Origin of the sequence: Archangium violaceum (assembly GCF_016887565.1) — a bacterium.
Classification (GTDB): Bacteria; Myxococcota; Myxococcia; order Myxococcales; family Myxococcaceae; genus Archangium; species Archangium violaceum_B.
In genome coordinates this window covers 671,676-695,191 of sequence record NZ_CP069396.1, presented here as the reverse complement: position 1 = coordinate 695,191, position 23,516 = coordinate 671,676, and the positions used below count along the sequence as shown (strand labels likewise).

At 69.6% G+C, this 23,516-nt stretch carries 19 protein-coding genes and 1 pseudogene; 12 read left to right on the top strand and 8 right to left on the bottom strand.

Annotated elements, in window-relative coordinates; translation table 11 throughout:
• Nucleotides 1–60: 60 nt before the first annotated feature.
• A complete protein-coding gene (locus JRI60_RS03025; RefSeq protein WP_204224366.1) occupies nucleotides 61–756 on the bottom strand; it encodes a DUF4476 domain-containing protein in 696 nt (231 codons plus the stop codon).
• 190 nt (nucleotides 757–946) lie between these two features.
• Here JRI60_RS03025 and JRI60_RS03020 point away from each other — a divergent pair, with 190 nt between their 5' ends.
• The 5 genes from JRI60_RS03020 (at nucleotide 947) to JRI60_RS03000 (ending at nucleotide 3,577) form a co-directional block, all read left to right on the top strand.
• Nucleotides 947–1,840, top strand: a complete 894-nt coding sequence (locus JRI60_RS03020; protein WP_204224365.1) for a tetratricopeptide repeat protein — start codon at nucleotides 947–949, stop codon at nucleotides 1,838–1,840.
• On the top strand, nucleotides 1,837–2,307 hold the full coding sequence (locus JRI60_RS03015; RefSeq protein WP_204224364.1) for a DUF2809 domain-containing protein: 471 nt from the start codon (nucleotides 1,837–1,839) through the stop codon (nucleotides 2,305–2,307). Before JRI60_RS03020 ends, JRI60_RS03015 begins: the two co-directional genes overlap by 4 nt.
• Nucleotides 2,308–2,545: 238 nt before the next feature.
• Complete coding sequence (locus JRI60_RS03010) at nucleotides 2,546–2,752, top strand: cold-shock protein (protein ID WP_043411966.1); 207 nt, start codon at nucleotides 2,546–2,548, stop codon at nucleotides 2,750–2,752.
• 90 nt (nucleotides 2,753–2,842) lie between these two features.
• Entirely contained in the window at nucleotides 2,843–3,025 is a 183-nt protein-coding gene (locus JRI60_RS03005) for a hypothetical protein (protein WP_204224363.1), read from the top strand.
• Nucleotides 3,026–3,190: 165 nt separating this feature from the next.
• Nucleotides 3,191–3,577 (top strand): hypothetical protein, encoded by a 387-nt coding sequence (locus JRI60_RS03000; RefSeq protein WP_204224362.1) that lies wholly within the window; start codon nucleotides 3,191–3,193, stop codon nucleotides 3,575–3,577.
• Between the two features lie 18 nt (nucleotides 3,578–3,595).
• Here the strand turns inward: JRI60_RS03000 and JRI60_RS02995 are convergent, their stop codons facing one another.
• Nucleotides 3,596–4,009 carry a hypothetical protein gene (locus tag JRI60_RS02995; RefSeq protein ID WP_204224361.1) on the bottom strand — a complete coding sequence of 138 codons (414 nt, stop codon included), beginning with the start codon at nucleotides 4,007–4,009 and terminating at the stop codon, nucleotides 3,596–3,598.
• A gap of 233 nt (nucleotides 4,010–4,242) precedes the next feature.
• Here JRI60_RS02995 and sitA6 point away from each other — a divergent pair.
• Both sitA6 and sitI6 read left to right on the top strand, forming a co-directional pair.
• Nucleotides 4,243–4,948, top strand: a pseudogene (gene sitA6, locus JRI60_RS02990) (SitA6 family polymorphic toxin lipoprotein).
• A gap of 21 nt (nucleotides 4,949–4,969) precedes the next feature.
• A complete protein-coding gene (gene sitI6, locus JRI60_RS02985) occupies nucleotides 4,970–5,680 on the top strand; it encodes a SitI6 family double-CXXCG motif immunity protein (RefSeq protein ID WP_204224359.1) in 711 nt (236 codons plus the stop codon).
• 9 nt (nucleotides 5,681–5,689) lie between these two features.
• Here the strand turns inward: sitI6 and JRI60_RS02980 are convergent, their stop codons facing one another.
• The 6 genes from JRI60_RS02980 to JRI60_RS02955 all read right to left on the bottom strand — a co-directional run bounded on the left by JRI60_RS02980 (nucleotide 5,690) and on the right by JRI60_RS02955 (nucleotide 18,241).
• A complete protein-coding gene (locus JRI60_RS02980) occupies nucleotides 5,690–6,322 on the bottom strand; it encodes an RNA polymerase sigma factor (RefSeq protein WP_204224358.1) in 633 nt (210 codons plus the stop codon).
• A 45-nt stretch (nucleotides 6,323–6,367) separates the two neighbouring features.
• A complete protein-coding gene (locus JRI60_RS02975; RefSeq protein ID WP_204224357.1) occupies nucleotides 6,368–10,387 on the bottom strand; it encodes a protein kinase domain-containing protein in 4,020 nt (1,339 codons plus the stop codon).
• A gap of 148 nt (nucleotides 10,388–10,535) precedes the next feature.
• Entirely contained in the window at nucleotides 10,536–12,017 is a 1,482-nt protein-coding gene (locus tag JRI60_RS02970) for a Dyp-type peroxidase (protein WP_239470310.1), read from the bottom strand.
• A gap of 29 nt (nucleotides 12,018–12,046) precedes the next feature.
• Nucleotides 12,047–13,501 (bottom strand): hypothetical protein, encoded by a 1,455-nt coding sequence (locus JRI60_RS02965; protein ID WP_204224356.1) that lies wholly within the window; start codon nucleotides 13,499–13,501, stop codon nucleotides 12,047–12,049.
• 128 nt (nucleotides 13,502–13,629) lie between these two features.
• Complete coding sequence (locus JRI60_RS02960; RefSeq protein WP_204224355.1) at nucleotides 13,630–14,154, bottom strand: WbuC family cupin fold metalloprotein; 525 nt, start codon at nucleotides 14,152–14,154, stop codon at nucleotides 13,630–13,632.
• Nucleotides 14,155–14,206: 52 nt separating this feature from the next.
• Entirely contained in the window at nucleotides 14,207–18,241 is a 4,035-nt protein-coding gene (locus JRI60_RS02955; RefSeq protein ID WP_204224354.1) for a protein kinase domain-containing protein, read from the bottom strand.
• A 305-nt stretch (nucleotides 18,242–18,546) separates the two neighbouring features.
• Between JRI60_RS02955 and JRI60_RS02950 the strand changes: the two genes are divergently transcribed.
• The 5 genes from JRI60_RS02950 (at nucleotide 18,547) to JRI60_RS02930 (ending at nucleotide 23,409) form a co-directional block, all read left to right on the top strand.
• A complete protein-coding gene (locus tag JRI60_RS02950; protein ID WP_204224353.1) occupies nucleotides 18,547–19,005 on the top strand; it encodes a response regulator in 459 nt (152 codons plus the stop codon).
• 90 nt (nucleotides 19,006–19,095) lie between these two features.
• The gene (locus tag JRI60_RS02945; RefSeq protein WP_204224352.1) at nucleotides 19,096–19,656 is read left to right on the top strand and encodes an RNA polymerase sigma factor; all 561 of its coding nucleotides are present in this window, start codon (nucleotides 19,096–19,098) and stop codon (nucleotides 19,654–19,656) included.
• Nucleotides 19,657–19,780: 124 nt separating this feature from the next.
• Nucleotides 19,781–20,446: a DoxX family protein gene (locus tag JRI60_RS02940; RefSeq protein WP_204224351.1), complete on the top strand. Its 666-nt coding sequence runs from the start codon at nucleotides 19,781–19,783 to the stop codon at nucleotides 20,444–20,446.
• A 142-nt stretch (nucleotides 20,447–20,588) separates the two neighbouring features.
• Nucleotides 20,589–22,625, top strand: a complete 2,037-nt coding sequence (locus JRI60_RS02935; protein WP_204224350.1) for an MHYT domain-containing protein — start codon at nucleotides 20,589–20,591, stop codon at nucleotides 22,623–22,625.
• 223 nt (nucleotides 22,626–22,848) lie between these two features.
• Nucleotides 22,849–23,409 (top strand): hypothetical protein, encoded by a 561-nt coding sequence (locus tag JRI60_RS02930; RefSeq protein ID WP_204224349.1) that lies wholly within the window; start codon nucleotides 22,849–22,851, stop codon nucleotides 23,407–23,409.
• Nucleotides 23,410–23,516 lie beyond the last annotated feature (107 nt).

Here is a 23,516-nt window from a genome sequence, read left to right as displayed (position 1 = left end):
CGTCGGGGCATCCGCGCCCCGCGAGCCTGGCCCCTGGAGGGACTCCGGCGAACCCGGACTTCAGCCGGAGATGATGCGCTTCAGCTCTTCCTTGTCATTGGAGAACTGGAAGGAGTTGTAGAGCTGGAAGCCATTCTGCCGGTCCAGGACGCGCGACCACAGCATCCGCACCACCTGCAGCCGGTCCTTGGAGAACTGGAACTGGCCCAGCACCTGCTGCACCTGGCCGACGAGGAAGTAGTTACCCTCGGCGCCATCCTCGAGGACGTTCATCTTGTCCTTGCCGAAGGGCTCGCGCGACATGGCGTTCATGATCTTCTGCAGCCTGCCGTCGGCGATGGGCTGATACGCCGGGACCGGGGGAGGGGGCGGCGTGGGGCGCGGGTTGTGGCCGCGCAGCTCGGGGGCCTCGGCGATCACCTCGCGGATGTCGTTCAGCTCATCGTAGGCCTCGCGGAGCTTGCCCTTGCCCTGGCCACGCCCGCTGCGCTCGAAGGCCTCACCGAGCAACCGCTCCAGCCGCGCGAGGCGCTGCTCCAGGTCCTCGCGCTCGACGACCACGGGCGTGCCGCGCCGGCCGCGCCAGAGCTCGTTGTTGTCCTCGCCCCGGAACCCGGAAGCCGTCGGAGGCGCGCTGCCGGTGGCCTGGCCCGGAGGCGGCGCGAGCGCCGGGGCGGCCTGGGCGGGGACGGGAGCGGTCTGGGCGGAAGCGGCGGCGGCGGTAAGCAGGGCAACGGCGGCGAAGAGGGCCTTCATGGGAGTCATCCTTCTGGGGTGATGTCCTTGCTGCATCTGTCCACTCAGACGGGCAGCGGGCGTCATCATTCAAACGCATGATGGTCGCCCTGTCCGGACGCGGCATCTCCGGGCACGGACGCACCCGGCCGCCAGATACCGGAAATGACTCGGGCGCGGACTGGGCCCCGCCTTGCACTGGCGCCCGGACATGACGACCTCCCTCGACAACACCCTCCGTCTTCCGCTCACGCACGGCCTGTCCGTCCGCCTCTGGCTCGGAGGGCTGAAGCTCCTCTCGACCGTCCTGCTCGGCGCCGGCCTCATGGGCATCGTTCCCTGGGTGTCCCAAGGACAGGACACCTACCCGTGGCCCCTGGCGCCAGCGGTGACGGTGGCGGGAATCCCCGTGTTCCTCGTGGGTCTGCTCTGGGCGGGAGTCCTCCTCGGCGCCTGGCACCACTGGCAGGTGAAGCGCCTGGAGCGACAGGGCTGGGAGCTGCTCCGGGCGGGGAGGCCCGACGCGGCCATCCGCGCCTTCACGGGGGCGGCGTACGAAGGGAGGAAGTCGCTCCGAGCGCGGAGCTACCACGGGCTCACGCTCGCGTGGCTCCGCCAGGGGGACTACGAGCGCGCCCTGTCCTTCGGCGAGGCGACCACCCGGGCCTGGGGACAAGGGACGCGGGCCCTGCGCGAGGCGCGGGCCCCAGGGGTGATGGCGGCCATCCTGGCCCTGTACGGCGTGCCGGACGAGGCCCAGCACTGGGTGGAGCGCATCCGGCGCCCCATGTTCGACAAGACGGACTACGCGCTGCTCGCGCAGGCCGTGCTGCTCTGCCGCGCCGGGAGGTACGTGGAGGCGGTGAAACGCATCCAGAGCGCCACACGGGAGAACGTGCCCGAGCTGGACGTGGGCGCGGTGGCGGTCCTCCACGCCTTCGCGCGCGGCCGGCTGGGCGGGCAGCTCGTTCCGCTCAAGCTGGGATGTGTCCTGCCCGAGAAGCCCGTCCGGGCCTCCCAGTACGAGTACCTCGCCCGGGAGTGGCCCGAGCTCGCCGCCTTCCTCCAGGCCAGGGACGCGGCGGCGGTACACTGTCCCGCATGAGCCCCGGTACTCCTCCGGCCCCCGAGCCACTCCCTCCCGCGCGCGGGCGGCTGCTCCTCTTACCCCTGATGCTGCTCGTCATCGCGCTGGGCCTGGGCTCGCGCTCGGCCATGGCGGCGGCGTACCTGCCGCGCTTCTTCCGGGAGTACGCGGGCGACACGTTGTGGGCCTCCATGGTCTACCTGTGCCTCCTGTTCGCCCTGCCGCGCCTCCGGGTGCGCCATGCGGCGGCCTGGGCCCTCGGCATCTCCGTGCTCGTCGAGCTCAGCCAGCTCCTCCACACGCCCTGGCTCGATGCGCTCCGCGCCAACCGCTTCGGTGCCCTCCTCCTGGGCCGCGGCTTCGTCGCCTCCGACCTGGTCTGCTACGCGGCCGGCGTGGTGCTCGCCGCGGGCACGGACCTGCTGTGGGCCCGGTGGCGCCGCGCCATGCCACCTCACCCGGTGTCGAGCGGCACCCAGGCCTGAAGGCCCTTATTCCCCTGGGGTCGTTCGGACCCGCCCCCTTTGGATTTTCATCGGAACAGGTGCCCGCCCAGGAGTGTTATGTGGTGGATCGCGGCCCTGTATCCAACAGTGCGAAAGCGGGACCGGGAGGATTTCCCGGCTCGACTTCGCCCCCTGGACGGGTGTAGGCCCGGTTATCGCTCCAGTGAGCGAGCAGTTCGTCGATGGACGTCGGACTGCAAGGGAAAGAATCAGAGCAATGGCAAGTGGAACTGTGAAGTGGTTCAACGACGCGAAGGGCTTCGGCTTCATCACCCAGGACAGCGGGGGCCCCGACGTGTTCTGCCACCACACCGCGATCCAGACCGACGGGTTCCGCACCCTGGCCGAGGGCCAGAAGGTGGAATTCGACGTGAAGAAGGGCCCCAAGGGCCTGCAGGCCGAGAACGTTCGCCCGATCGGCTGATCGCGCGCCTCCGGCTCCTTACCTTTCATTCACGAGGCCCGGCCTCCCTTGAGGCTGGGCTTCTTTTTTCACCCTTTCCCCGGAGAACCCATGCAGGGAAGGTCGACAAAGCGACAGAAGGAAATGGCCCGCCAGCAGAAACAGCGCGACAAGGAGGCCAAGAAGGCCGAGCGCCAGCGCGACAAGGATACCAAGCCCCCCAGGCAGCCGGGCGACGAGGATCCGGACATCGCGGGCATCATCCCTGGCCCCCAGCCGCCCCTCGAGATGTGAAGCAGACAGCCGAGCGCCAGACTGGCGTCCAGGGCCCGGGAGCGCGAAGCGGTTCCGGGCTTTCGTCCATCTGGGGACCCTTGCCCCACCCTCTATCAGGCGCCATGCATTAGGCCAGGGACGCGGTGGGTGGCTGTCCGGTACCGCGCCAGTCAGGAACAGATGATGGGCAAGAGTGATGAAGGCGCCCACGGCGCATCCGAGGAACCCGAGGAGCGCGAACCAACTCCCTCCGGGGACGGACGCATCTTCGACCAGCCCGCCACGCTCCGGGAGCCCGCGGCGCCGCGAGTCCCCCGGGTCATGCCGCCCTCGGCAGTGGCGGTCATCCCGCTGACCCGCGAGGAGCGGCAACGCGCCACCGAGGCCCAGCTCACGACGCTCCAGCAGGCGAGCGAGGCCACCGATGCGCTGCTCCACGAGATTTTCGAGGAAGAGCTCCTGTCGGCTCCCTACGAGCCCGACTCCGCCAGGCGCCGCTCCGCGGCAGCACCCAGGAAGGAAGAGGACTGGCCCGCGGAGCTGCACTCACTCCCCCTGAAGGAGGAGTGAGCCCGGCCGCTCGTCGCGCTACTCCCGCGGGTCCTCCCGGGAGCCCTCCGGGTCCCGCTCATCGCCGATGCCGTGCGGAGCCGTCTGCTCCTCGGGTACTGTCTTGAAGCCCTCCTGGTCCGGCTGCGGGTTCACGTCCACGGGTTGCTGCGTCCCGGAGCCGCCCTGCCCCTCGTCCTGGCCGATGCCGTGCGGGGCCGTCTGCTCCTCGGGCGCCGTCTTGAAGCCCTCCTGGTCCGGCTGGGGATTCACGTCCACCGGCTGCTGCTGCTGTGAGCCGGACTGGCCCGCGCCGCCCGTGCCCTGGTCCTGCTGGGACGGGACGTACTGCGGACCCTGCTGGCCCCGCTGCTGGTCGCGACAACCACCCGCCAGAAGCAGGGCCGTGGCCGCCGTGCCGAGAACCATCGCGCGCTTGAAACCCTTCGTCATCCTGGCCTCCTTGGCTGGGAGCCGTCTTCGGCTTGCCCCAAGGCTTTGGCCTGTCGTGCTCCAATGCAGCGAGCGAGCGGGTTCGCGCTCCACTCGTCCGTCCAGGGCCAGGGCACGAGAGGGCCTGGCCGGCCGCTCGCGCCCGTAGCCGCGGAAGAACCGCGGGCACTCGCCACCACATGGCCGAGCATCTCCGCCCGTCGAGGACAACGCCTGGAAGTAGCCTGCGCTGGATGAACGTCCTGACCTGGAAGAGGGGGCTCGCGCTCCTCGGGTTGCTGCTGACCGCTTGCGCCACCTCGATGCCCACCGTGAGCGAGGAGGACGAATCACCCGAGACCGTGTCTTCCTCGTGGGAGGAGGCGCGCGGATCCGAGCTGCGTGGTGCCTCTGTGCGACGAGGAGCGCTGCGCCGTCTGGCGATGCCAGGACGTGGTGGAGGCAGAGACCCACCCGGTGCTGCTGGCACAGGCGACAGTCGTGGAGCCGCTACCGAGCCTGCCCCAGGTACACAATGCCAGCCGCTGGTGGGGAGTGCCCCTGGCGGCGCCCACGAGAGCGGACCCGGTCTTCGAAATCCCCTGGCACAACTGGCGGGAACGCGAGCGGTTGAAGCTCAAGGAGTACCGGGTCCATTGCATCATCCGTCCGCGAGAGCCCTTCCAGAAGCACCACATCTTCCCACGGCAGAGGGTCCTGGCCCTCTGGTTCGAGAGCAGGCACATCGACATCCACGCCTTCACCATCCGCCTTCCCGAGAGCTTCCACACCTGGCTGCACAGTGGCGGACCCGAAGGCGGCCAGTGGAACGAGGCCTGGCGGCAGTTCATGAGAGAAAACCGTGATACCGCCTCCGCGGAAGACATGTGGCGGTTCGCGGGCGAGCTCATGAATCGCTTCGGGGTGAATGGCCCCTTGGTGCCCTACTATTGCGACTGAGGAGCAGTTGAAGGTCCACGCATGAGCTACTTCACCATCGAGCAAGACAAAGCGTCGGGTTACACGGGCTACGTCGATGGCACGTACAAGTGGGCACTTCCGGCCATCAACTGCTCTCTCTGCAAGGCCATCTGGGGAGGCGGTTTCGCATACCCCTCCGTGGACCTGACCCCCGTCGCCAACCTGGCGAACTTCGAGAAATCCCGAGCCGAGCCCATCGAGGAGTACAGAAGGCTCAGTGAGTTGGTACGTCCCCTACTCCCCCCGGGAGCCATACCCGCTCCGGTAACGACTTTCGGTCCGTTCGTGGGCTGGGGCCGGGGCCGTTTCGGCTCGTTCGTAGCTCCCGTTCCCTGGTTGTTGATGGTGCGGCGCGAAGCGCTGGATAAGCTCCAGGCCGAGGGCCTGCGCGGCCTCAAGGGCTGCCGCACCCAGCTGCGGTTCCGCCAACGCCAATCACCCGAGTTGCTCGAGCTGGAAATCCTCCCCATGGGCCGCTTGCACCCGGACTGCCTGCCCCCTGGCCGTCAACCGCCCTGCCCTCGCTGCGGCCGGGACCCTGTTTCCCTGCCCAAGGTCCGCCTGCTGGACTCCACCACGGTGACAGACCCACTGGACCTGTTCCGGTTGCGGGACTTCTCTGGGGTGCTCGTCTGCACCGAGCGCTTCGCCGACGCCTGTCAGCGGCTGGGGTTGGATGGCATCAGCTTCCAACCCCTCCCCGTGCGCTGACTCGACGCCCTACACGTGCGTGGAGGAGTCCCCCGAGGCAATCAATCCCTCCTCCTCGGCCAGCGAGCGCAGGTGTGTCTTGATGCGCTGGAACTGCTGCCGGAGCGCCGCCGCCTTGCGCTTGAGCACAGCGTCCGTCAGGTCCTCCTCCCCCTCGGACATCACCCGCGCCACCTCTTCCCAGGACAGCCGCTGGTCCACCCGGAGCAACAACAACATGCGCTCCTGGGGATCCAGACTCTCGCGCAGCGCGCGGAAACGCTCCTTCACCGAGGTGCGCTGCCAGGGACGTGTCTCCGAGCGTGGCTTCATCGCCTCGTCCGGCAGCGCCGACATGCTCACCGGCTGCTCGCGGCCCGAGGGCGCGTGCATCACCTGGTAACACGCGTTGCGCGCCAGTCGGTACGCCCACGTCCGGAAGGAGCTCTCCCAACGAAAGCCCGACAATCCCCGCAGCAGGTTCTCGCTGAAGAGACTGAAGGCATCCCGGCTCCGCTCGTAATCGTGCAGCACGGATGCCATCAGCCGCATGATCTCCTGCCCATATCCCTCCAGGGCCCGCTCCACGGCCCCGGCCATCTCGCCCCGGCCGCACAGCTCACGGATCTCCTGCTCCAGCTTCTCGCGCTCTTCCAACTGCATGATGGCTCTCCCTCGTCCTGGCCTCTCGGCTTCCATGTTCTCCACTCACACCGGCCGTGGCGTCTCCGCTCCGGGTCCCGGCTCCGCTGGCGAGCGCCCCATGGCCAGCAGGGCGTGCCGCTCGTAACCCCCGGCGCCCTGCTCGCGCGCGACGCGCACCGCCTCGAGGAAGCACCCGTGCGCCTCCTCCTCGTGGCCCAGCGACCGCTGGGCCTCGGCTCCGATCCGGTGCAGCTCCGCCTCATAGAAGCGCTCGCCCACCGCCTCGCCCCACTTCAATCCCTCGTGCACCGAGAGCAACGCCTCGTGGGGATGCCCCAACCGCAGGTGCACTTCCGCCAACAACCCGAGATGGTGCGGCATGCCGGCCCGCAGACCCGCGGTCCGCCACTTGCCCAGCCACTCGCGCATCTGCTCCAGCCCCTTCTCGGGGAGCCCCAGCTCGGCGCGCGCCCAGCCGCGCAGCAGACCCGACCACACCAGCCACAGACGGAACCAGTGCTCGCGCGAGAGGGCGTGGCACTCCTCGGCCAGCTCGAGCGTGCCCCGCGCGTCGTGGCGCAGCTGGCAGGACACGGCCGCGTAGAGCAGCACATAGGCCCGGGTGTGCGCATGGCCGATGCGCTCGGCCAGCGCCAGCGCCTCATCGCAGTACCGCCGCGCCCGCTCCGGCTGGCCGAGCACGGAGTGGACGACGGAGGCGTGGCTCAGCGCCATCGACTTCGGGTCCACCCAGTGCCGCACGGCCAGCTCGCGGTGCTGCGCCAGGGTGAAGTTCGCGCACGCCACCGCGCGCTCCACGAACTCGCGCGCGTCGTTCATCCGGCCCCAGATGAAGAAGTCGGTGGCCATCATCCGGTAGCCCAGGGCCAGCAGCTCCTGGTTGTGCTGACGCGAGCCCAGCCCCACGAGCTGCTCGGCCAGCTCGTGTGACAGGCGGTACTCGGCGCGGGCGAAGTAGTACGCGTAGGGCCCCCAGTAGGACAGCCCCAGGTCCGGCAGCGCGTCCCCCACCAGCCCGAAGAGCTCTCGCGCCCTCACGTACGTCTGCTTCACCTCGGGCGAGCGGTAGCCCTGCACCGCCGAGAGCGGAATACCCAGGGCGATGAGCAACTGCAGCTCCTGCTGGATGCGCTGTCCCGCGTCGGGCAGGGAGCGCAGCAGCTTCAACGCCTGCCGCAGGTGGCTCACCGCCTCCTGGTTGGCCGAGTGCAGGCTGGCGCGCATGCCGGCCTGCATCCACGAACGGATGGCCGGCTCGTACTCCCCCGCCTCCGTGTAGTGGTGGGCCAGCAACTCCGGCTGCGTCTCCACCACCTCGGGAAACTGCTCCACCAGCGCCTGGGCGATGCGCCGGTGGTGCTGGCGCCGGGTGTTGCGCAGCAGGGACTGGTAGGCCGCGTCCTGGAGCAGCGCATGGCGGAAGTGGTAGCTGGGCCCATCTCCTTCCTCCTCGCGCTGGAGCAGCCCCGCGGCCACCAGCGCATCCAGGTCCTCCACCAGCTCGGAGGCGTCGCGCCGCGTCAACGTGGCCAGCAGCGCATGGGAGAAGTCGCGCCCCACCACCGCGCACACCTGGGCCAGGGCCTTGCGCCGCTCCGGCAGCCGGTCCAGGCGCGCCAGCAGCAGCTCGTGCAGGGTGACGGGGATGGAGGAGAGGGTGCCGCCCTCCACCACCATGCGCGTCATCTCCTCCACGAAGAGGGGAATGCCGTCCGTCTTGGCCACGAGCTGGTGCACCTGCTCCCCGGACAGCTCGAGGCCGCCGGCCGCCTCCTGCACCAGCGTGGCGGTGAGCCGCGCCGGCAGCCGGTCCAGGGACAGGGAGAGGAGCCGCTCCTGGAAGGGCCAGGTGTGCTGGAAGCCCGGGCGGGCGCTCAGCACGAGCAGCACACGAGACCCATCCACCCGGCCCAGGACGTGGCCGAGCAGCTCCAGCGTGGACGGGTCCGCCCAGTGCAGATCCTCCACCACGCCGAACACCGGACGCTCCCGGGCCATGCGCAGCAGCAGGGCCGCCAGCGCCTCGATGGTGCGCTCCTTCTGCCGGTCCGGCGAGAGCTGGAGGACGGGCAGGTTCTCCTTCACCGGCAGCGAGAGGAAGGCGGCGATGAGGGCCATGTGCTCCGACGTCATGCCGAACGCGCCCAGGCTCGCCTCCAGCCGGGTCAGGTTGTCACGCGGCGAGCCTTCCGGATCCAACCGGAAGAGGTGCTGCAGCATGTCGATGATGGGGTGGAAGGCGCTGTTGGTGAACTGGCTCCAACACTGGCAACGCAGTTGGATGCTGGTGGCGGGAGACACCCGCTGGCGCAGCTCCTGGACGAGGCGGGACTTGCCGATGCCGGCCTCGCCCGTGACGAGCACGAACGAGCCCCTGCCCTCGCGCGCCGCCTCCCAGCGGCCCAGGAGTTGACTCAGCTCGCGCTGGCGGCCCACCAGCGGGGAGAGCGCACCGGAGACCAGCGCCCGATCGAACCGGAACACCGTCTTGCGCGCGTGCGTCACGCGCCAGGCCTCCATGTGACGCGCTCCGGACAGACCCTCGAAGGTGCTCGCACCGATCGCCTCGGACTCGAAGCCGCGCTGCACCAGCGTGTGCGTGGTGTGACTGAGCACCACCGTGCCGGGCTCCGCGCGCCGTGCCAGCCAGGACGCGATGCGCGGGGCCTCGCCCTGGATGGTGGGCGTGCGCCCCCGCAGCTCCGGGAGGATGTCGTCGAACACCACCAGCTCGGTGTGGATGCCCACCTGCACCGCCAGCGAACGCAGGAAGGGGTGGGCGAGGCGCTCGCGCAGCTCGTCCGCCAGCGAGCCGATCAACTCCAGGCCCGCGCGCACCGCGTGCTCCGAGTCCTCCTCGCGCGCCACCGGGTAGCCGAAGCAGGCCAGCACCTCGTCTCCCAGACAGGTGGTGATGGAGCCGCCATGCCCCTGGATGATCTCCGAGCAGCGCTTCTGGAAGGCGGCCTCCAGCTCACTGAAGTCCTCTGGATCCAACATCCCGGCGAGCCCCACCAGCCCCACCAGCCGGCAGGACACCAGCGTCACCGGCCGGCGCTGAGGCGCCAGGGAGCGCGGCTCCTCGCGCCAGGGCCCCAGCCGCTCCTCCAACCGGCGCAGCCTGTCACGCAGCTCGGTGGCCGAGCGCAGGCGCCGCCGCGGATCCTTCACCAGGGCCTCGGCGATCAACGCCGCCACCTCCTCGGGTACCTCCGGGTGGCGCTCGCGCACCGAGGGCACCGGCTCGGGAGACACCACCTTCGCGCGCAGCTCCTCCAGCGTGGCGCTCGGGTAGAGCAGCTCGTCGGTGAGCATCTCGTACAACATGACGCCGGCGGACCAGATGTCCGTGCGCTCGTCCTGCTTCTCGCCCCGCCACTGCTCCGGGGACATGTACGGCGGCGTGCCAGCGGAGGGCATGTACTGCCCGGGGGCGACGCCGGACGTCAGCCACGCCAGACCGAAGTCGAGCAACTTCACCGTGCCCTGCTTGCCCAGGTAGACGTTGCTGGGCTTGAGGTCGCGGTGGACGATGTGGCGCTCGTGCGCGTGCTGCAGCCCCGCGGCCACGGCGATCATGATGTCGAGCGCGCGCCGCACGCCGAGCCGCTTCTCCCGGTGGAGCAGCGCGGCGAGCGACTCGCCCTCCAGGCACTCCATGATGAGGAAGGGAATGCGCGACTCCCAGGGCTCCCCCACCCACTCGGACACGTCGAAGATGCGGACGATGTTCTCGTGGTCGAGCTGCGCGATGGCCCGGGCCTCCTGGCGCAGCAGGGTCATCATCCAGCGGTCGCCCCGGCCCTCGCGCGGGAGGAGGAACTTGAGGGCCACCACGCGCTGCAGCTCCTCGTCGCGCGCGCGGAAGACCCGGCCCATGGCCCCACCGCCCAGCTCCGCGAGGATTTCGAACCGGCGGCCATCCGAGCCCCCCAGCCGCTCCCCGTTGGCCGGCTTGCGGAAGGGCGGTGGCTGCTGCGCCACCTCCTTCAGGAAGGAATCGTCGAAGTCCACGTCATCGACCTGGGACGCTTCCTTGCTGTGACCGGTCTCGTCTCGCATTCCCTGCTCCCCGGTCGACGAGCCCTCGCCTCGGAGGGCCTTGATGAATGAATTTATGGGTCTCATGGTCACCGGGCAATGCAACGGGTCGGAAGGGCAGGAGCGATGTCGGGGGCTGGCCGCTCACCCTCCCGGAAGGGCAAGACGGTCACGAGGCCAGGAAGCGCAGCGCCTGGATTCCCGGCAGGAAGAAGTAACCGCCGCCTCGCGTGTGGACGAAACGGGGTAGCCCGGTGATGCGCTGGCGCACCGGCTCCCCGGGGATGGTCACCGAATAGGCCTTGGGATCGCTCCCCTCCACCGCCGGGTCATGGTTGTCCCCGGCGATGGGATCCCTGCTGTCGTAGTGCCCGCCGAACTTCGGGTTGTTCATCCACGTCTGCTGGACGAACTCGAACTGGCGCCGGATGTTGGCGTTGAGCGCGAGGAACATCAGCCCCTGCTCGCCATCCGGGTCCTTGTAGGGCCGGCCACGCCGCAGGAGCTGGTGGCGGTTGGAGATCTTCAGCGACTCCTTCGGGTCTCCGGGGATGAGCCCGTCGCGCGGGTTGCTCCGGCGGACGTGTGAGTTGAGGGGGCAGCGCAGCCCCTTCGGGTCCGACTCGAAGCAGAAGTCGTTGTTGCGCGCGGGGTCCTTGCCGAGCCCCGGGTCATCCTTCTCCGGGCACAGCGACAGCGGCGCGCCACTGCGCCAGCGCCCCATCATCTTGGCCGCCAGCAGTTCCTTGCGCGCGGCGTCCCCCTCCGGATCCTCGGGGTCATGGCAGTGCTCGGACAGGAAGCGCTCGAAGGCGTCCACGTCCTGCCGCAGCTTGCGGATGACCAGGTAGGAGCCATTGCGCCCCAGGTCCTTCGCCGAGGAGCCCTTGACGTCGAGCACGGGCAGCAGGCCCTGGGGATCCTGCTCGGCGGGCACGACGGGTGTGAAGGGCAGCTGCCCGTACTCGTTCTCGTAGCCGAGGATGAACTCCCCGGCCTTGAGGGGCGCGCTCTGCCCGGGCTTGTGATGGGTGCCCTCAAGGGTGGGCTGGGTCATGCCATCCCGGTAGCCGAACGCCTCGCGGGAGCCGTCCTCGGTGCCATCGTCGCGGACCATCGGCAACAGGCAGGCGTCCTGGATGAAGACCTCGCGCAGGCCGTGCGCCTCGTACCGCTGGCGATGACGCAGGTGGTAGGCGTCCATCGACCCCGACTGGTCCAGGTTCCCATGGGTGAAGAGCATGAGGACGAGGTGGATGTCCCGCTCCCCTCGCGCGTCGGGACCGCCGAACTGCCACTTCTCCGGCGCGCTCGAGCCCGTGTCACCGAGGGCGCGGGCACGGTACTCCTCGGCCATGCCCGCCACGAACTCGGGCAGGAAGGAGCCCAGCACCTGCTCGCTCAACCCGAGGCTCCGCAGGCCGCTCGCGGAGAAGGCGACGTGCAGCGCATGGCGCTTCTTCTCCCCCTTCGCCTTGCGCATCTCGAGGGCCTTCTGGGTGGTCACCTCTTCCGAGGCGATGTCCCTCAGCCACTTCTTCGCCCGCGCCGCGTCCTCCAGACGCAGGAAGATGTAGCGCGCGCGCCGGAGCTCGCCATAACCCGCGAAGGCGAGCGCCTGGATGTCATGTGTTTCGAGTGGTTGCTTCATGTTCTCCATCTCCCATCCCCCGCGTGGCGCTACAGACACAGCAGCCACTCCCTCGTCCGCTCCGGGCTCATCCGCGCCCGGACCTTCGAGCGGATCTCCCTGTTGTTGACGATGTTGCCGATGCTCTTGTCCGGGTGCCGGGAGAACCAGGCCTGGGTGGGAACCTGGTGCTGACGCACCCACTGCTTGAAGGCCTCCTCGCGGTCCGCGCCCAGCTCCAGACGGAAGGGCCGCAACCACAAGCGCGTGCGGGGGAAGCCCACCGTGTTGCACCAGATGGTGGTGAGGCCGATGCTGGCCCGGTCCACGAAGCTGCCGAGGTAGCTCTCCCAGCTCCCGTCGTAGTTGCTGAAGAAGAGCACCTGGTACTTCGCGCGGCGCAGGAGCCGCCGCTTCCCGTGCTGCCGCCGGTCCTTGACGAGGACCCAGCGGGCGAAGTGGATGCCCTCGATGCCCCCGAGCTTGCCCTCGTCGAAGTAGTACGTCGCCAGGTAGCCCCAGTAGCGGAACGCCAGCTTGATGAGCGGCACCCGCAGCAGGCCCGGCTTGAGGTCCACCACGTGGGTGAGCTGGTTCTGCGCCTGGAAGTCCTCTCGCACGAGCAGCTCGCCCAACCGCCTGGCGTCCTCGTCACCGTAGGCGTGCAACACCGGCGAGCGTCTCCCCAGACGCGCCTTCACCTTCTCCTTCATCACGTCCACGCCCTCATGGGCCAGCAGGGCCAGTCCCAGGGGAATGCCCACCGGCAGCGAGAGCCCGCCCAGGAGCGTGCGCACGAAGCGCGTCCGCATCAGCCGCGTCTTCCACGGCACCGGCTCCGGGTCGAGCCGCGGCATCGGGTCGGCCCGTTCGAGGTACCGCCGGATGTCCTCCTGGAGCTGTGACGCCGACTTCCAACGGCCCTTCCGGGGGAGGTCGAGATACTCATTGGTGAGCGCGCGCACCCGGGCGTCGTTCTCGATGCTCTCGACGGTCAGGCCCGGATAGCCCCGGTAGAAGAGCGACTCAGGCAGCGCGTGGTCGAGCAGGTAGCCCTTGAGGGCCTCGTCCGGATCCTCGCGTTGGATGGCCGGCTCGCAGTGGCAGTAGAGGCTCTCCTTCAACGTCTTCCCGGCCACCTGGATGAGGTCGTCGAGGAACTCCCCCACGGAGCCGTCGAAGTTGGCCTCGAGGGCCAGCATCCGCCGGTCGCGGCCCGGCACGATGACCCAGCGTAGGAAGTGCGTGGCCCTCAACGCCTGGAAGGAGATGTGCGGGTTGCGCCGGATGTCCTGGCCGATCTCCTTCAGGACCGTCTCCAGCCGCCAGCACCCCTCGGGGTCGGACTGGATGGGAACGACCACGGTCAGCGCGTTGCGCCTCGCGGCCACTCGGGCCCTGGCTCGCGCCCGCCGGGGTGATACCTCCTGACGCCGCGGGAGGAGCGTGTCCCCCGTCGCCTCGGTCTCTCGAACTGGAAATACGCGTGCGCTCGTGTCGTCCATGTGCAGTGCTCCCATGGACGTTGGAGGGCTCGACGCGCGTTCGTGACACACTTGGTGGAGGGGCGTTCGCGTGCGCCTCCCCCGCCGGTCCCCAGGCAACCGGCCAATGGGTGGTCCGCCAGTCCCCCTTACGGGTAGCGCCGCCGGAACTCCTCGCTCAGCCGGGCCAGGTAGCTCGTGGCCTCTGGGGTGCCCTCCGCGGGCGCCCAGGGCGCGAAAGACTTGTCATTGGCCGGTGCGTAGGGCCCGTTCTTCACCTCGTAGAGGACCGTGTCCGGCGCGAGCGCCACGAGGCCATGGAAGATGCCCGGGGCCAGGTCCACGCCGAAGTGCTCGCCGCCGGCCTCCAGCGCCAGGCAGTCGCGCACGCGGCCATCCTCCTCGAAGGTGAAGAAGGCGACCGCGCCCCGCAGCACCACCCAGGCCTCCGACTTCGGCGGCTCCAGGTGCCGGTGGGGCCGCACATAGCTGTCCGGTTGGATGACGTTGAGCATCCGGTGCAGCGTCTCGGCCTCGGTCTTGTGGAAGGGCAGGATGATGCGCCGGCGGGGACTCGTCCGGGAGACCTCGGTGGCCTGCTCGACGAGCGAGCGGGAGAGGACCACCAGCTCACCCTCGGGTGCATCCAGGGCGCGTCGGGAAGAAGAGCTCATGGCCGCGAGCGGAGCACAGGCGCGTCCCAGTGGCCAAGGGGGACGCCCGGCGTCACGGGTGCAGCGGCTCCTCGCCGTGCGAGCCCGTCTCCTGGAGCTGGCGGCGCAGGCTCGCCTGGGCCCGCTGCTCGTAGGCGAACATCTCGTGCTCGTGGGCGAGCTGGATGGCCTGGAGGAACTCCCCGCGGGCCTCCTCCTCGCGGCCGGCCCGCCGCAGCAGCTCGCCCCGGGCCCGGTGCAGCTCGGGCAGGTACGAGTACTCCTCCGTCACCGCCGGCCACGTCAACGCCTCGTCCACGGTGGCCAGTCCTTCCCGCACCTCTCCCAGCCGCAGGTGGATGATGGCCTGCATGCCCAGGTTGTGATGCATGCCGGCGAGGATGCCCGACAGCTTCCACTGCTCCATCACCTCGCGCATCAGCCGCAGGCCTTCCCGCGGCTGACCCAGCTCGGAGAGGGCCCAGGCCTTCATCGCGGAGGGCCACAGGTACCACAGCAGGAAGCGGTGCTCGCGTGCGAGCGGGATGCACTGATCCGCCAGCGAGAGGGTCGTCCGCGCGTCCCACCGCAGCTGGGCGCCGAGGGCGCAGTATGTCAGCACGAAGGCCGTCGTGTGAGGGTGGCCGATGCGCCCGCACAGCTCCAGGGCCTCCCGCGCGAAGCGCTCGGCCTCCTCCCCGCGTCCCATCACGGAGAGGATGACGGAGCCATAGGCCAGCGCCGACGCGCGCGGGTCCACCCAGTGCCGCACGGCGAGGAGCCGGTGCTGCTCCAGCTCGCAGTCCGAGTACTCCAGCGCCTGCCGCACGTGCTTCAACGCCCGGCTCATCTCGCCCCAGGTGAAGAAGTCCGTGGCCATCATCCGGTGCCCCATGGAGAGCAGCTCCTGGTTGCCCTGGCGCTCGCCCAGGCTCACCAGCAGCTCGCCCACCTCGTGCGCCTCCCGCGTCTTGCCTCGCGCGAAGTAGTAGGCGAAGGCGCCCCAGAAGCTCAGCTCCAGGCGGGGCAGCTCCTCACCCACCTGGAGGACGAGCTGCCGCACCCGCGTGTACGTGCTCTCCACCTCGGAGGAGCTGAAGCCGTGCAAATGCATCAGCGGAATGCCCAGGGCGATGAGCAGCTGCAGCTCTTCCTTCGTGAGCGTCTCGGCATCCGGGAGGGCCCGCAGCAGCTTCAACGCCTGGGTGAGGTGGCTCACCGCCTCCTGGTTGGCCGAGCGCAGGCTGGCGCGCATGCCGGCGAGTCTCCAGTAGCGGATGGCGGGCTTCACCTCGCCGGCCTCGGTGTAGTGGTGGGCCAGCAGCTCGGGCCGGGTCCCGGCCTCCTCGGGGAAGTGCTCCGCCAGGGCCCGAGCGATGCGCTGGTGGTACTGCCGCCGCGCGCTGCGGGGCAGGGACTGGTAGGCCGCCTCCTGGATGAGGGCGTGGCGGAACTGGTAGCCGGGCTCGGACTCCGCGTCCCGCGACTGCAGCAGCCCCGCGGACACCAGCCCCAGCAGGTCCCTGCGCAGCGCGGCCTCGCCCAGCCCCGTGAGGAGGACGAGCAGCGAATGCGAGAAGCTACGCCCCACCACCGCGCACAGCTGCGCGAGCTGCTTGTGCCGGCGCGGCAATGAATCCAGCCGGGCCAGCAGCAGCTCCTGCAGCGTGATGGGGATGGACGCCGCCGAGCCGCCCTCCAACATCACGCGCGTCATCTCCTCCACGAAGAGGGGGATGCCGTCCGTGCGGGCCACCAGTTGCGACACCACCTCGTCCGGCAGGCCCTGTCCCCGCGCCACCTCGTTCACCAGCTGCTGCGTGCACGCCGCTGGCAGCCGCTCCAGGGTGATGGACTGGAAGCCGGGGCGCTGCGCCCAGGGCGGGCGGAACTCGGGCCGGGCGCTGAGGACGAAGAGCAGCCGCGTCTTCTCCACGATGCCGAGCAGGAACGTCAGCAGTTGCAGCGTGGACGGGTCCGCCCAGTGCAGGTCCTCCACCACCATCAGCAACGGGCGCTCGCCGGCGTTGCGCACCAGCAGCGAGGCCAGGGCCGCCAGCGTCTCGTCCTTCTGCCGCTGCGGGGTGAGGCGCAGGTGCGGCGAGTCCTCGGCCACGGGCAGTGACACCAGCGACGCCAGCAGGCGCACCTGGACCGGCCTCAGCCCCCGCTCCTCGAGGAACCGCTCCACCGCGCGCAGGTTCTCCTCGGGCGTGCGCTCTGGACGCACCCACAGCCGCTGCAACATCTCGATGACGGGGTGGAAGGCGCTGGTGCTGAACTGGCTCCAACATTGGAGCCGCAGGAGCAGGGGCTTCTCCTTCAGCACCCGCTCGCGCAACTCCTGGATGAGGCGGGACTTGCCGATGCCCGCCTCACCACTGACGAGCACGTACCCCCCATGTCCCTCGCGGGCCTGGCGCCAGGCGTCGAGCAACACTTGAAGCTCGCGCCCGCGGCCCACCAGGGAGCTCAACTTCCCATCCCGCTCGAGCGTGCGCTCGAAACGGATGACGGCCGCGCGCGAGCGCAAGACGTGGTGCGCCCTCAGGGTGCGCCGCCCGTCGAAGGCCCGAGCCCCGAGAGGCTCGGTGTCGAAGGCACGCTGGACCAGGCTGTGGGTGTTGGGGCCGACCACCACCTCGTCCGGCCCGGCCTGCCCCGCCAGCCAGGCGGCGATGCGCGGAGCCTCGCCTTGGATGGTGGGTGTGCGCCCCCGCAGCTCCGGGAGGATGTCGTCCAGCACGACCATGTCCGTGTAGATGCCCACCTGCACCGCCAGCTCCGGGCTCGTCCCCGGCGGCAGCTTCGCGTGAAGGGCGTCGTGCACGGCCTTGGGCAGGTCCAACCCCGCGAGCACCGCGCACTCCGCGTCCCCCTCCTTCGCCACCGGATAGCCGAAGCAGGCCAGCAGCTCGTCCGCCATGCACAGGGTGACGAAGCCGCCGTGGTGCTGGATGACCTCCGAGCCGGCGCGGTGGAAGGTCGCCTCCAGCTCGCCGAAGTCCTCCGGATCCAACTCCTCCGCCAGCGGGGAGAGCCCCGCCAGCCGGCAGAAGACCAGCGTCACCTGCCGGCGCTGGGGCGCCACCAGGCGCCGCGACTCGCGTCCCGGGCGCAGCAGCTCCTCCAACTCGCGCAGCTCGTCCCTCAGCTCCGCGGCCGATAGAAGACGCTTCTCGGGATCCTTCGCCAGCGCCACGGACAGGAGCGACTCCAGCTCCCAGGACAGCTCCGGGTTGCGCTCGCGCGGGGACGGCACCGGCTCCGGGGAGAGCGCCTTCTCGCGCATCTCCTCCACCATCAGACCCGGGTAGGGCAGCTGTCCGGTGAGCAGCTCGTACATCATGACGCCGGCCGCCCAGACGTCCGTGCGAGCGTCCACCCGCTCGCCCAGCCACTGCTCCGGGGCCATATAAGGAGGCGTGCCGGCCATGGGCAGGTGCATGGCGCTGCCCGGGGTGACGAGCCACGCCAGGCCGAAGTCCAGCAGCTTCACCGTGCCCTGGCGTGAGATGAAGACGTTGTTGGGCTTGAGGTCGCGGTGGATGATGTGGTGCTCGTGCGCGTGCGCCAGCCCCGCGGCCACGTCGCGCATGATTTCCAGGGTGCGCCGCAGGGGGGGTCGCCGCTCCCGCGCCAGCAGGTCCGCGAGCGACTCGCCATCCAGACATTCCATGACGAGGAAGGGGACGGTGGGCTCGCCCGGTCCCCCCTTCCACTCGGACACGTCGAAGATGCGGACGATGTTCTCGTGGTCGAGCTGCGCGATGGCCCGGGCCTCCCTCAGGCCCATGCCGGCGAGTTCCTCGCGCGGAAAGAGGAACTTGAGGGCCACCACGCGCTGCAGCTCGTCGTCCCGGGCCCGGAACACCTGGCCCATGGAGCCCTCCCCCAGCGCCTCGATGATTTCGAAGCGGCGTCCGTCCGCGCCCCCCAGCCGCTCTCCGGGGAGCAGCCGGCGGAACGTCGACGCCGGGCCATAGCTGGCCACCTCCATCAGGAATGAATCGCCGAAGTCGGACGCCGCAGCGTCCACCCCGGGCTTCGCTTCATCCCAATGGAGATGCACCGACCCCTGGCCGTCCTGATCGCCGGTCCGTCCCATGGCACTCCCCCCGCCCCTCCCTCACAAGCTAGGCGTGCACGAGGAGCCGAGCAACGCATCCGTCCGAGAGGGTGGGGGTAACGTCTTATTTCTCTCGTGGTCCGCGCTCGCGGGCGCGTCCACCAGCGAGGCGAGCGGGCCCTGCTGACGCAGCCGTGGCCATCTCGCGCAACGCGCACCAAATCTCACACATCACACCAGTGATTCGAGGACTCCACCTTATAGAGAGGCGGGGAATGGAGTTCCCACCTGGAGAGGCTCCGTCCCGCTTTCACCCCATTCCACGGAAAGGAGCAGGTGAAGTCATGAGCACCATTCTTCTTGTCGATGACGAGCCCGAGCTCCTCGACCTCTATACGGAAGTTCTCGAGCTGATGGACCACCGTGTGCTTCGTGCACATGATGGAAGGGAGGCCCTGGAGATCGCCCACGAGCGGCGGCCGGACCTCGTGGTGACGGACTGGCAGATGCCGCGCATGAGCGGGGTCGAGCTGTGCCGGCGCCTCGTGCAGGACGCGGAGCTGCATGACGTCCCCATCATCATGCACAGCTCCGCGACGGATCCGCATGCCCCGGGCGTCCGGGCCTTCCTCTCCAAGTGCTCGGAGCTGACCGAGTTTGAAGAGGTGGTGAACCGGACACTGACGGACTCGGGCGCGAGCCAGCAGGGTCCGCCCTCCCGGCGCATCACCCTGGAGGACCTGTCGCGGGTGGCGCGGCGGACCACCTGGGAGACTGATAGCGGGTGTGCGACGGTCCACTGAGGCCCCCATACCAGCGAGCAAGCGGGCCGGACATTGTCCGGCCCGCGTTCTTTTCGAATCGAGCCTCCTCTATTGGTGCGGGAGGTTTTCATGTCACAGGCCTTCGCTGGAGATGGCCAGCACTTCGAATCCGTCATCGGCCCGCACCGGCCACTCCTGCTCGGACTCGCACGCAAGTTGTGCCGCAACAGCGGCGCCGCGGATCCGGAAGACCTCGTCCAGGACACGTTGGAACGCGCGCTGCGCCACTTCGACCAGTTGCGCGAGTGGAGTGACAGCACGCGCCGCGCGTGGTTGTGCACCACGCTCCAGCGGAAGTTCCTCGACCAATGCCGCCGCCAGCGCACCGAGAACAGTGAGGGCCCGGACCTGGAACGCGTGGGCGCCCCGGTGCTCGTGCGTGAGCCCCGCGCGTGGCGCACCTGGGAGCGCGTCTCCGACGAGGAGTTGCGGTGGGCCATCACGCGCCTGCGGCCGCCCCTGCGCACCGCCTTCGAGTTGCACCTCGCGGGGCTGCGCTACAAGGCCATCGCCGAGAAGCTCGGCACCACCCCGGGAACCGTGGGCTTCTGGCTGCACCAGGCGCGGCGCGAGCTGAAGGCCCTGCTGCGCCCCGTCGCCGCCGCGCACGCGGAAGAGCACGCGCCCTGAGCGAACAATCCCATACAATAATCCAGACAAATTCAGCCCGCACAACAAAACACCCCGCAGTGCGTCATGAGAGTGGCAGTCAATGACAATGAATGACACTCCAACACAAAAAAGACAGACACCCATGAACTCGCCCATGCCTCACACCTCCCAGGCCGCCAACACTCTGGTCCCCGCCCGCCCCGCCGAGAGCCGCAACCCGTGCCTCCGCCTCGTGCGCTCGCGGGTCTCGCGCGAACGGCTCGACTCCTGGCTCGAGCGCGTCCCCGAGACCGCCGGCCGCTACCAGCTGCGCGGCGTGACGGGCATCATCTTCATGGTCTTCGGGCTGATGAAGATCTTCGACACCACGCTGCCCATCCTCGTGGGCGCGCCCGGGTTGCAGGTGACGACGGGAGCGGAGGGCTTCGCGAGGTTGATCGCCGGACTCGGCATCCCCTTCCCCCTGCTCAACGCATGGATGGTCATCGCGGTGGAGCTGCTGTGCGGTCTGGGACTCATCCTCGCCGCGTGGCTGCCGGCGACGCGGCTCGTCACCCGGCTCTGTGCCCTGCCCCTGCTGGGGGACATGATGGTGGCGCTGCTGGTGGGCATCCGTGAGGTACAGGGACGGCCGGTGATGCTGGATGGGCTCCCCGTGATGAACCAGTTCTGGAGGCTGCCGCTGGAGCTGGGGCTGCTGCTGGGCATGGCGTACCTGCTGTGGAGGCCCGTGCCCCGCGCGGAGGTGTCGCGCCCCGTGCCCGTGCCCGTGCCCGTGCCGGTTCGCGTGACCGAGAAGCGCCCGTAGGCCGACGCCACGACGAGCGCTCCGTGCCCTGGTCCCCCGGCGAGCTGTCAGCCGGTGAGCCGGGGCGCTCGCGTTTTCCGGAGCACCGCCCCGGGTGGACGGGAGCATGGAGTGCCGGGCATGCACAGGTTGTAGAGACATCGTGCACTGGGGCTCCGAGATACTCGCGGGAAATCTGCTCGGGTGCCTTCGATGCGCCGGGGCGCACATCGAAGGGGCCTATCATCCGGGCCTGGTCCTGCTCTCCATCCTGATCGCCGTGGCGGCCTCCTATACGGCCCTGGACCTCGCGGGCCGGGTGGCGGGCACTACCGGAATGGCGCGGCGGGTCATCCTGGGCAGCGGCGCGGCGATGATGGGCGTGGGCATCTGGTCCATGCACTTCGTGGGGATGCTGGCCTTCCGCATGTCCATGCCGATGAGCTACGGGCCCGGGCTCACGGCCCTCTCCATGGGGGTGGCCATCCTCGGGGCGTGGGCGGCCCTGTTCGTGGTCAGCCGCAGCCTCGTCACGCCGGATCGGCTGGTGACGGGCGGCATCTTCATGGGGCTGGCCATCTGCGCCATGCACTACATCGGCATGGCCGCCATGCTCATGGAGGCGACGCTCCAGTACGACCCGCTGCTGTTCACGCTCTCGGTGCTCGTCGCCATCGCCGCGTCATTGGCCGCGCTGTGGCTGGCCTTGCGGTTCCAGCGGGAGCAGCGCGCCTGGTCCTGGGCGAAGCTGGTCAGCGCCCTGCTGATGGGCGCGGCCATCTCCGGCATGCACTACACGGGAATGGCGGCGGCCCGCTTCGTCCCCACGCCCATGCCACCGGGGTACGTCGCCAGCGGCTTCGAGATTGGCGGGCTGGGCGCGGTGGCCATCGGCGTGGCCACGCTGGCCGGTCTGGCGCTCACCCTGCTCGGCTCGCTGGTGGACATCGAGCAGCGGCACGCCCAGCGCACCCTGACGCTGCTGGCGGACACCAGCGCCCTGCTGGGGCGCAGCCTGGACATCCCCACCATCGCGGAGCTGCTGGCGGGCCAGGTGGCACCGGAGGTGGGTGACGGGTGCCTGGTGGACCTGTTCGAGGAGGACGGCAGCTCGCTGCGCCGCCTGGCGGTCCGCTACCCGCGTCACCGGGAGGAGGAGGAGCGCTACCGGTGCATCCGCTACGTCCTCGACGAGCACTCGGAGTCACCGCTGCAGAAGGTGTTGCGCACCGGGCAGCCCGAGCTGTTCTCGCCCCTGCCGCGCGGCGTGCTGGAGCGGCTGGCCGGCGGGTCCGAGTGTCTCTCACTGCCGAGGGACGCGCGGGCGCGGGCGCTGCTCATCGTGCCGCTGATGCACCGCGAGCGGGTGCTGGGCGTCATCACCGTCTTCACGCGGGAGCGCCCGCTGACGGGCCCGGAGCGCGCGCTGGTGCACGAGCTGGGGCGGCGCGCGGGCAGCGCGGTGGAGAACGCCCGGCTCTACCACGAGGCGCAGGAGGCCATCCGCGTGCGCGACGAGTTCCTCTCCATCGCCTCTCACGAGCTGAACACGCCCCTCACGCCCTTGCTGATGAACCTGCAGCGGTTGCAGCGCACGGTGGCCGGTGGCGAGGGCACGCACGCGCTGACCGACGAGCAGTTGCACCGGATGGTGGACGTGGCACAGCGCCAGACGAAGCGGCTGGCGCGGCTGGTGAGTGAGCTGCTGGACATCTCGCGCATCCGCCTGGGGAGGCTGGAGCTGCACCGGGAGGAGCTGGACCTGGAGCAGGTGGTGCGCGGCGTGGTGGGGCGGCTCGGCGAGGAGCTGGCGTGGACCGGGAGCAGACCCACGCTGCACGTGGACGGTCCGATGGTGGGGCAATGGGACAAAGCCCGGATGGAGCTGGTGGTGGGCAACCTGCTGGCCAACGCCTCGCGGTACGGACAGGGCAAGCCGGTGGACGTGTCGGTGCGCGGACACGAGGGCGAGGTCTGTCTGGTGGTGAGGGATCGCGGCATCGGCATCGCGCCCGAGGCCCGCAAGCGCATCTTCGAGCGCTTCGAGCGCGCGTCCTCGCGCAACTTCGGTGGGCTGGGGCTGGGCCTCTACATCGTGCGGCAGATCGTCGAGGCCCATGGCGGCACCATCGGGGTGGAGAGCGAGCTGGGCGTTGGCTCCACCTTCACCGTGAAGCTTCCCCGGCGGCAGACGCACTGACACCCGGCATCCCGCTCGGCCGCACGCGGATCCACTCTCAACGGATTCGGGAGGGCACGTGTCGACTTCCCGCCGGCTCTTCCGTCCAGCCGAGGAAATCCGGGAAGGAGCTACAGGCCCACCCAGCCTCCCACCGAGCAGGGGACCGAGGTTGCCGAGCCGTCACACGGAGCATGCGTAGTTTCACCCCCGCACCACAAACGCAGCAAGGAGGGGTTGAATCATGCCCACACCGACTCTCACGACCAGCGCCTACGTTCTCCACAACCTCGGTCTCGCCTCGGGCTTCGGCGGCTCGCTCTTCGGCCGCATCGCCCTCAATCCGTCGGCCAAGCTCATCACCGACAAGCAGGACCGGGCGAAGATCGTCAACGCGGCGTGGAACGGCTACAACATCGTCAACGCCATCGGGTTGGGGACGTCCGCCCTCACCTGGTTCTTTGGTCGCTCCAAGGTGAGCGGCCGGAGCATCTCGCCGGTGGCGCGCAAGCTGGTCATCGCCAAGGACTTCCTCATGGGCGCCACGCTGGTCAGCGGGCTCGTCAACCTGATCGGTGGCGGCTTCCTGGCCAAGCGCTCCCTCCAGGAGGGCATCCCCATGGAGTCCGGCAGCAAGGCCGCGGAAGAGGCCCCGCAGGACGTGAAGAACGCCACCAAGCTCGTCAACTGGCTGGGCGTCTTCAGCCTCGCCACCATGGCCGGCCTCATCGGCGTGTCCACGTGGCTCGACAACGAGGCCCAGACCAGCTCCAAGTGGAAGCTGGTGGCCCGGATCCTGCCGTAGTCGCTGGCACCTGAAAAAGCGGCACTCCCCCGGCCTCCGCGCGCACTCCGCGAGCGGGGGCCGTGGTGTTTGGGTGCGCGCCCGTCCTACCCGAAGGGACGAGGCGA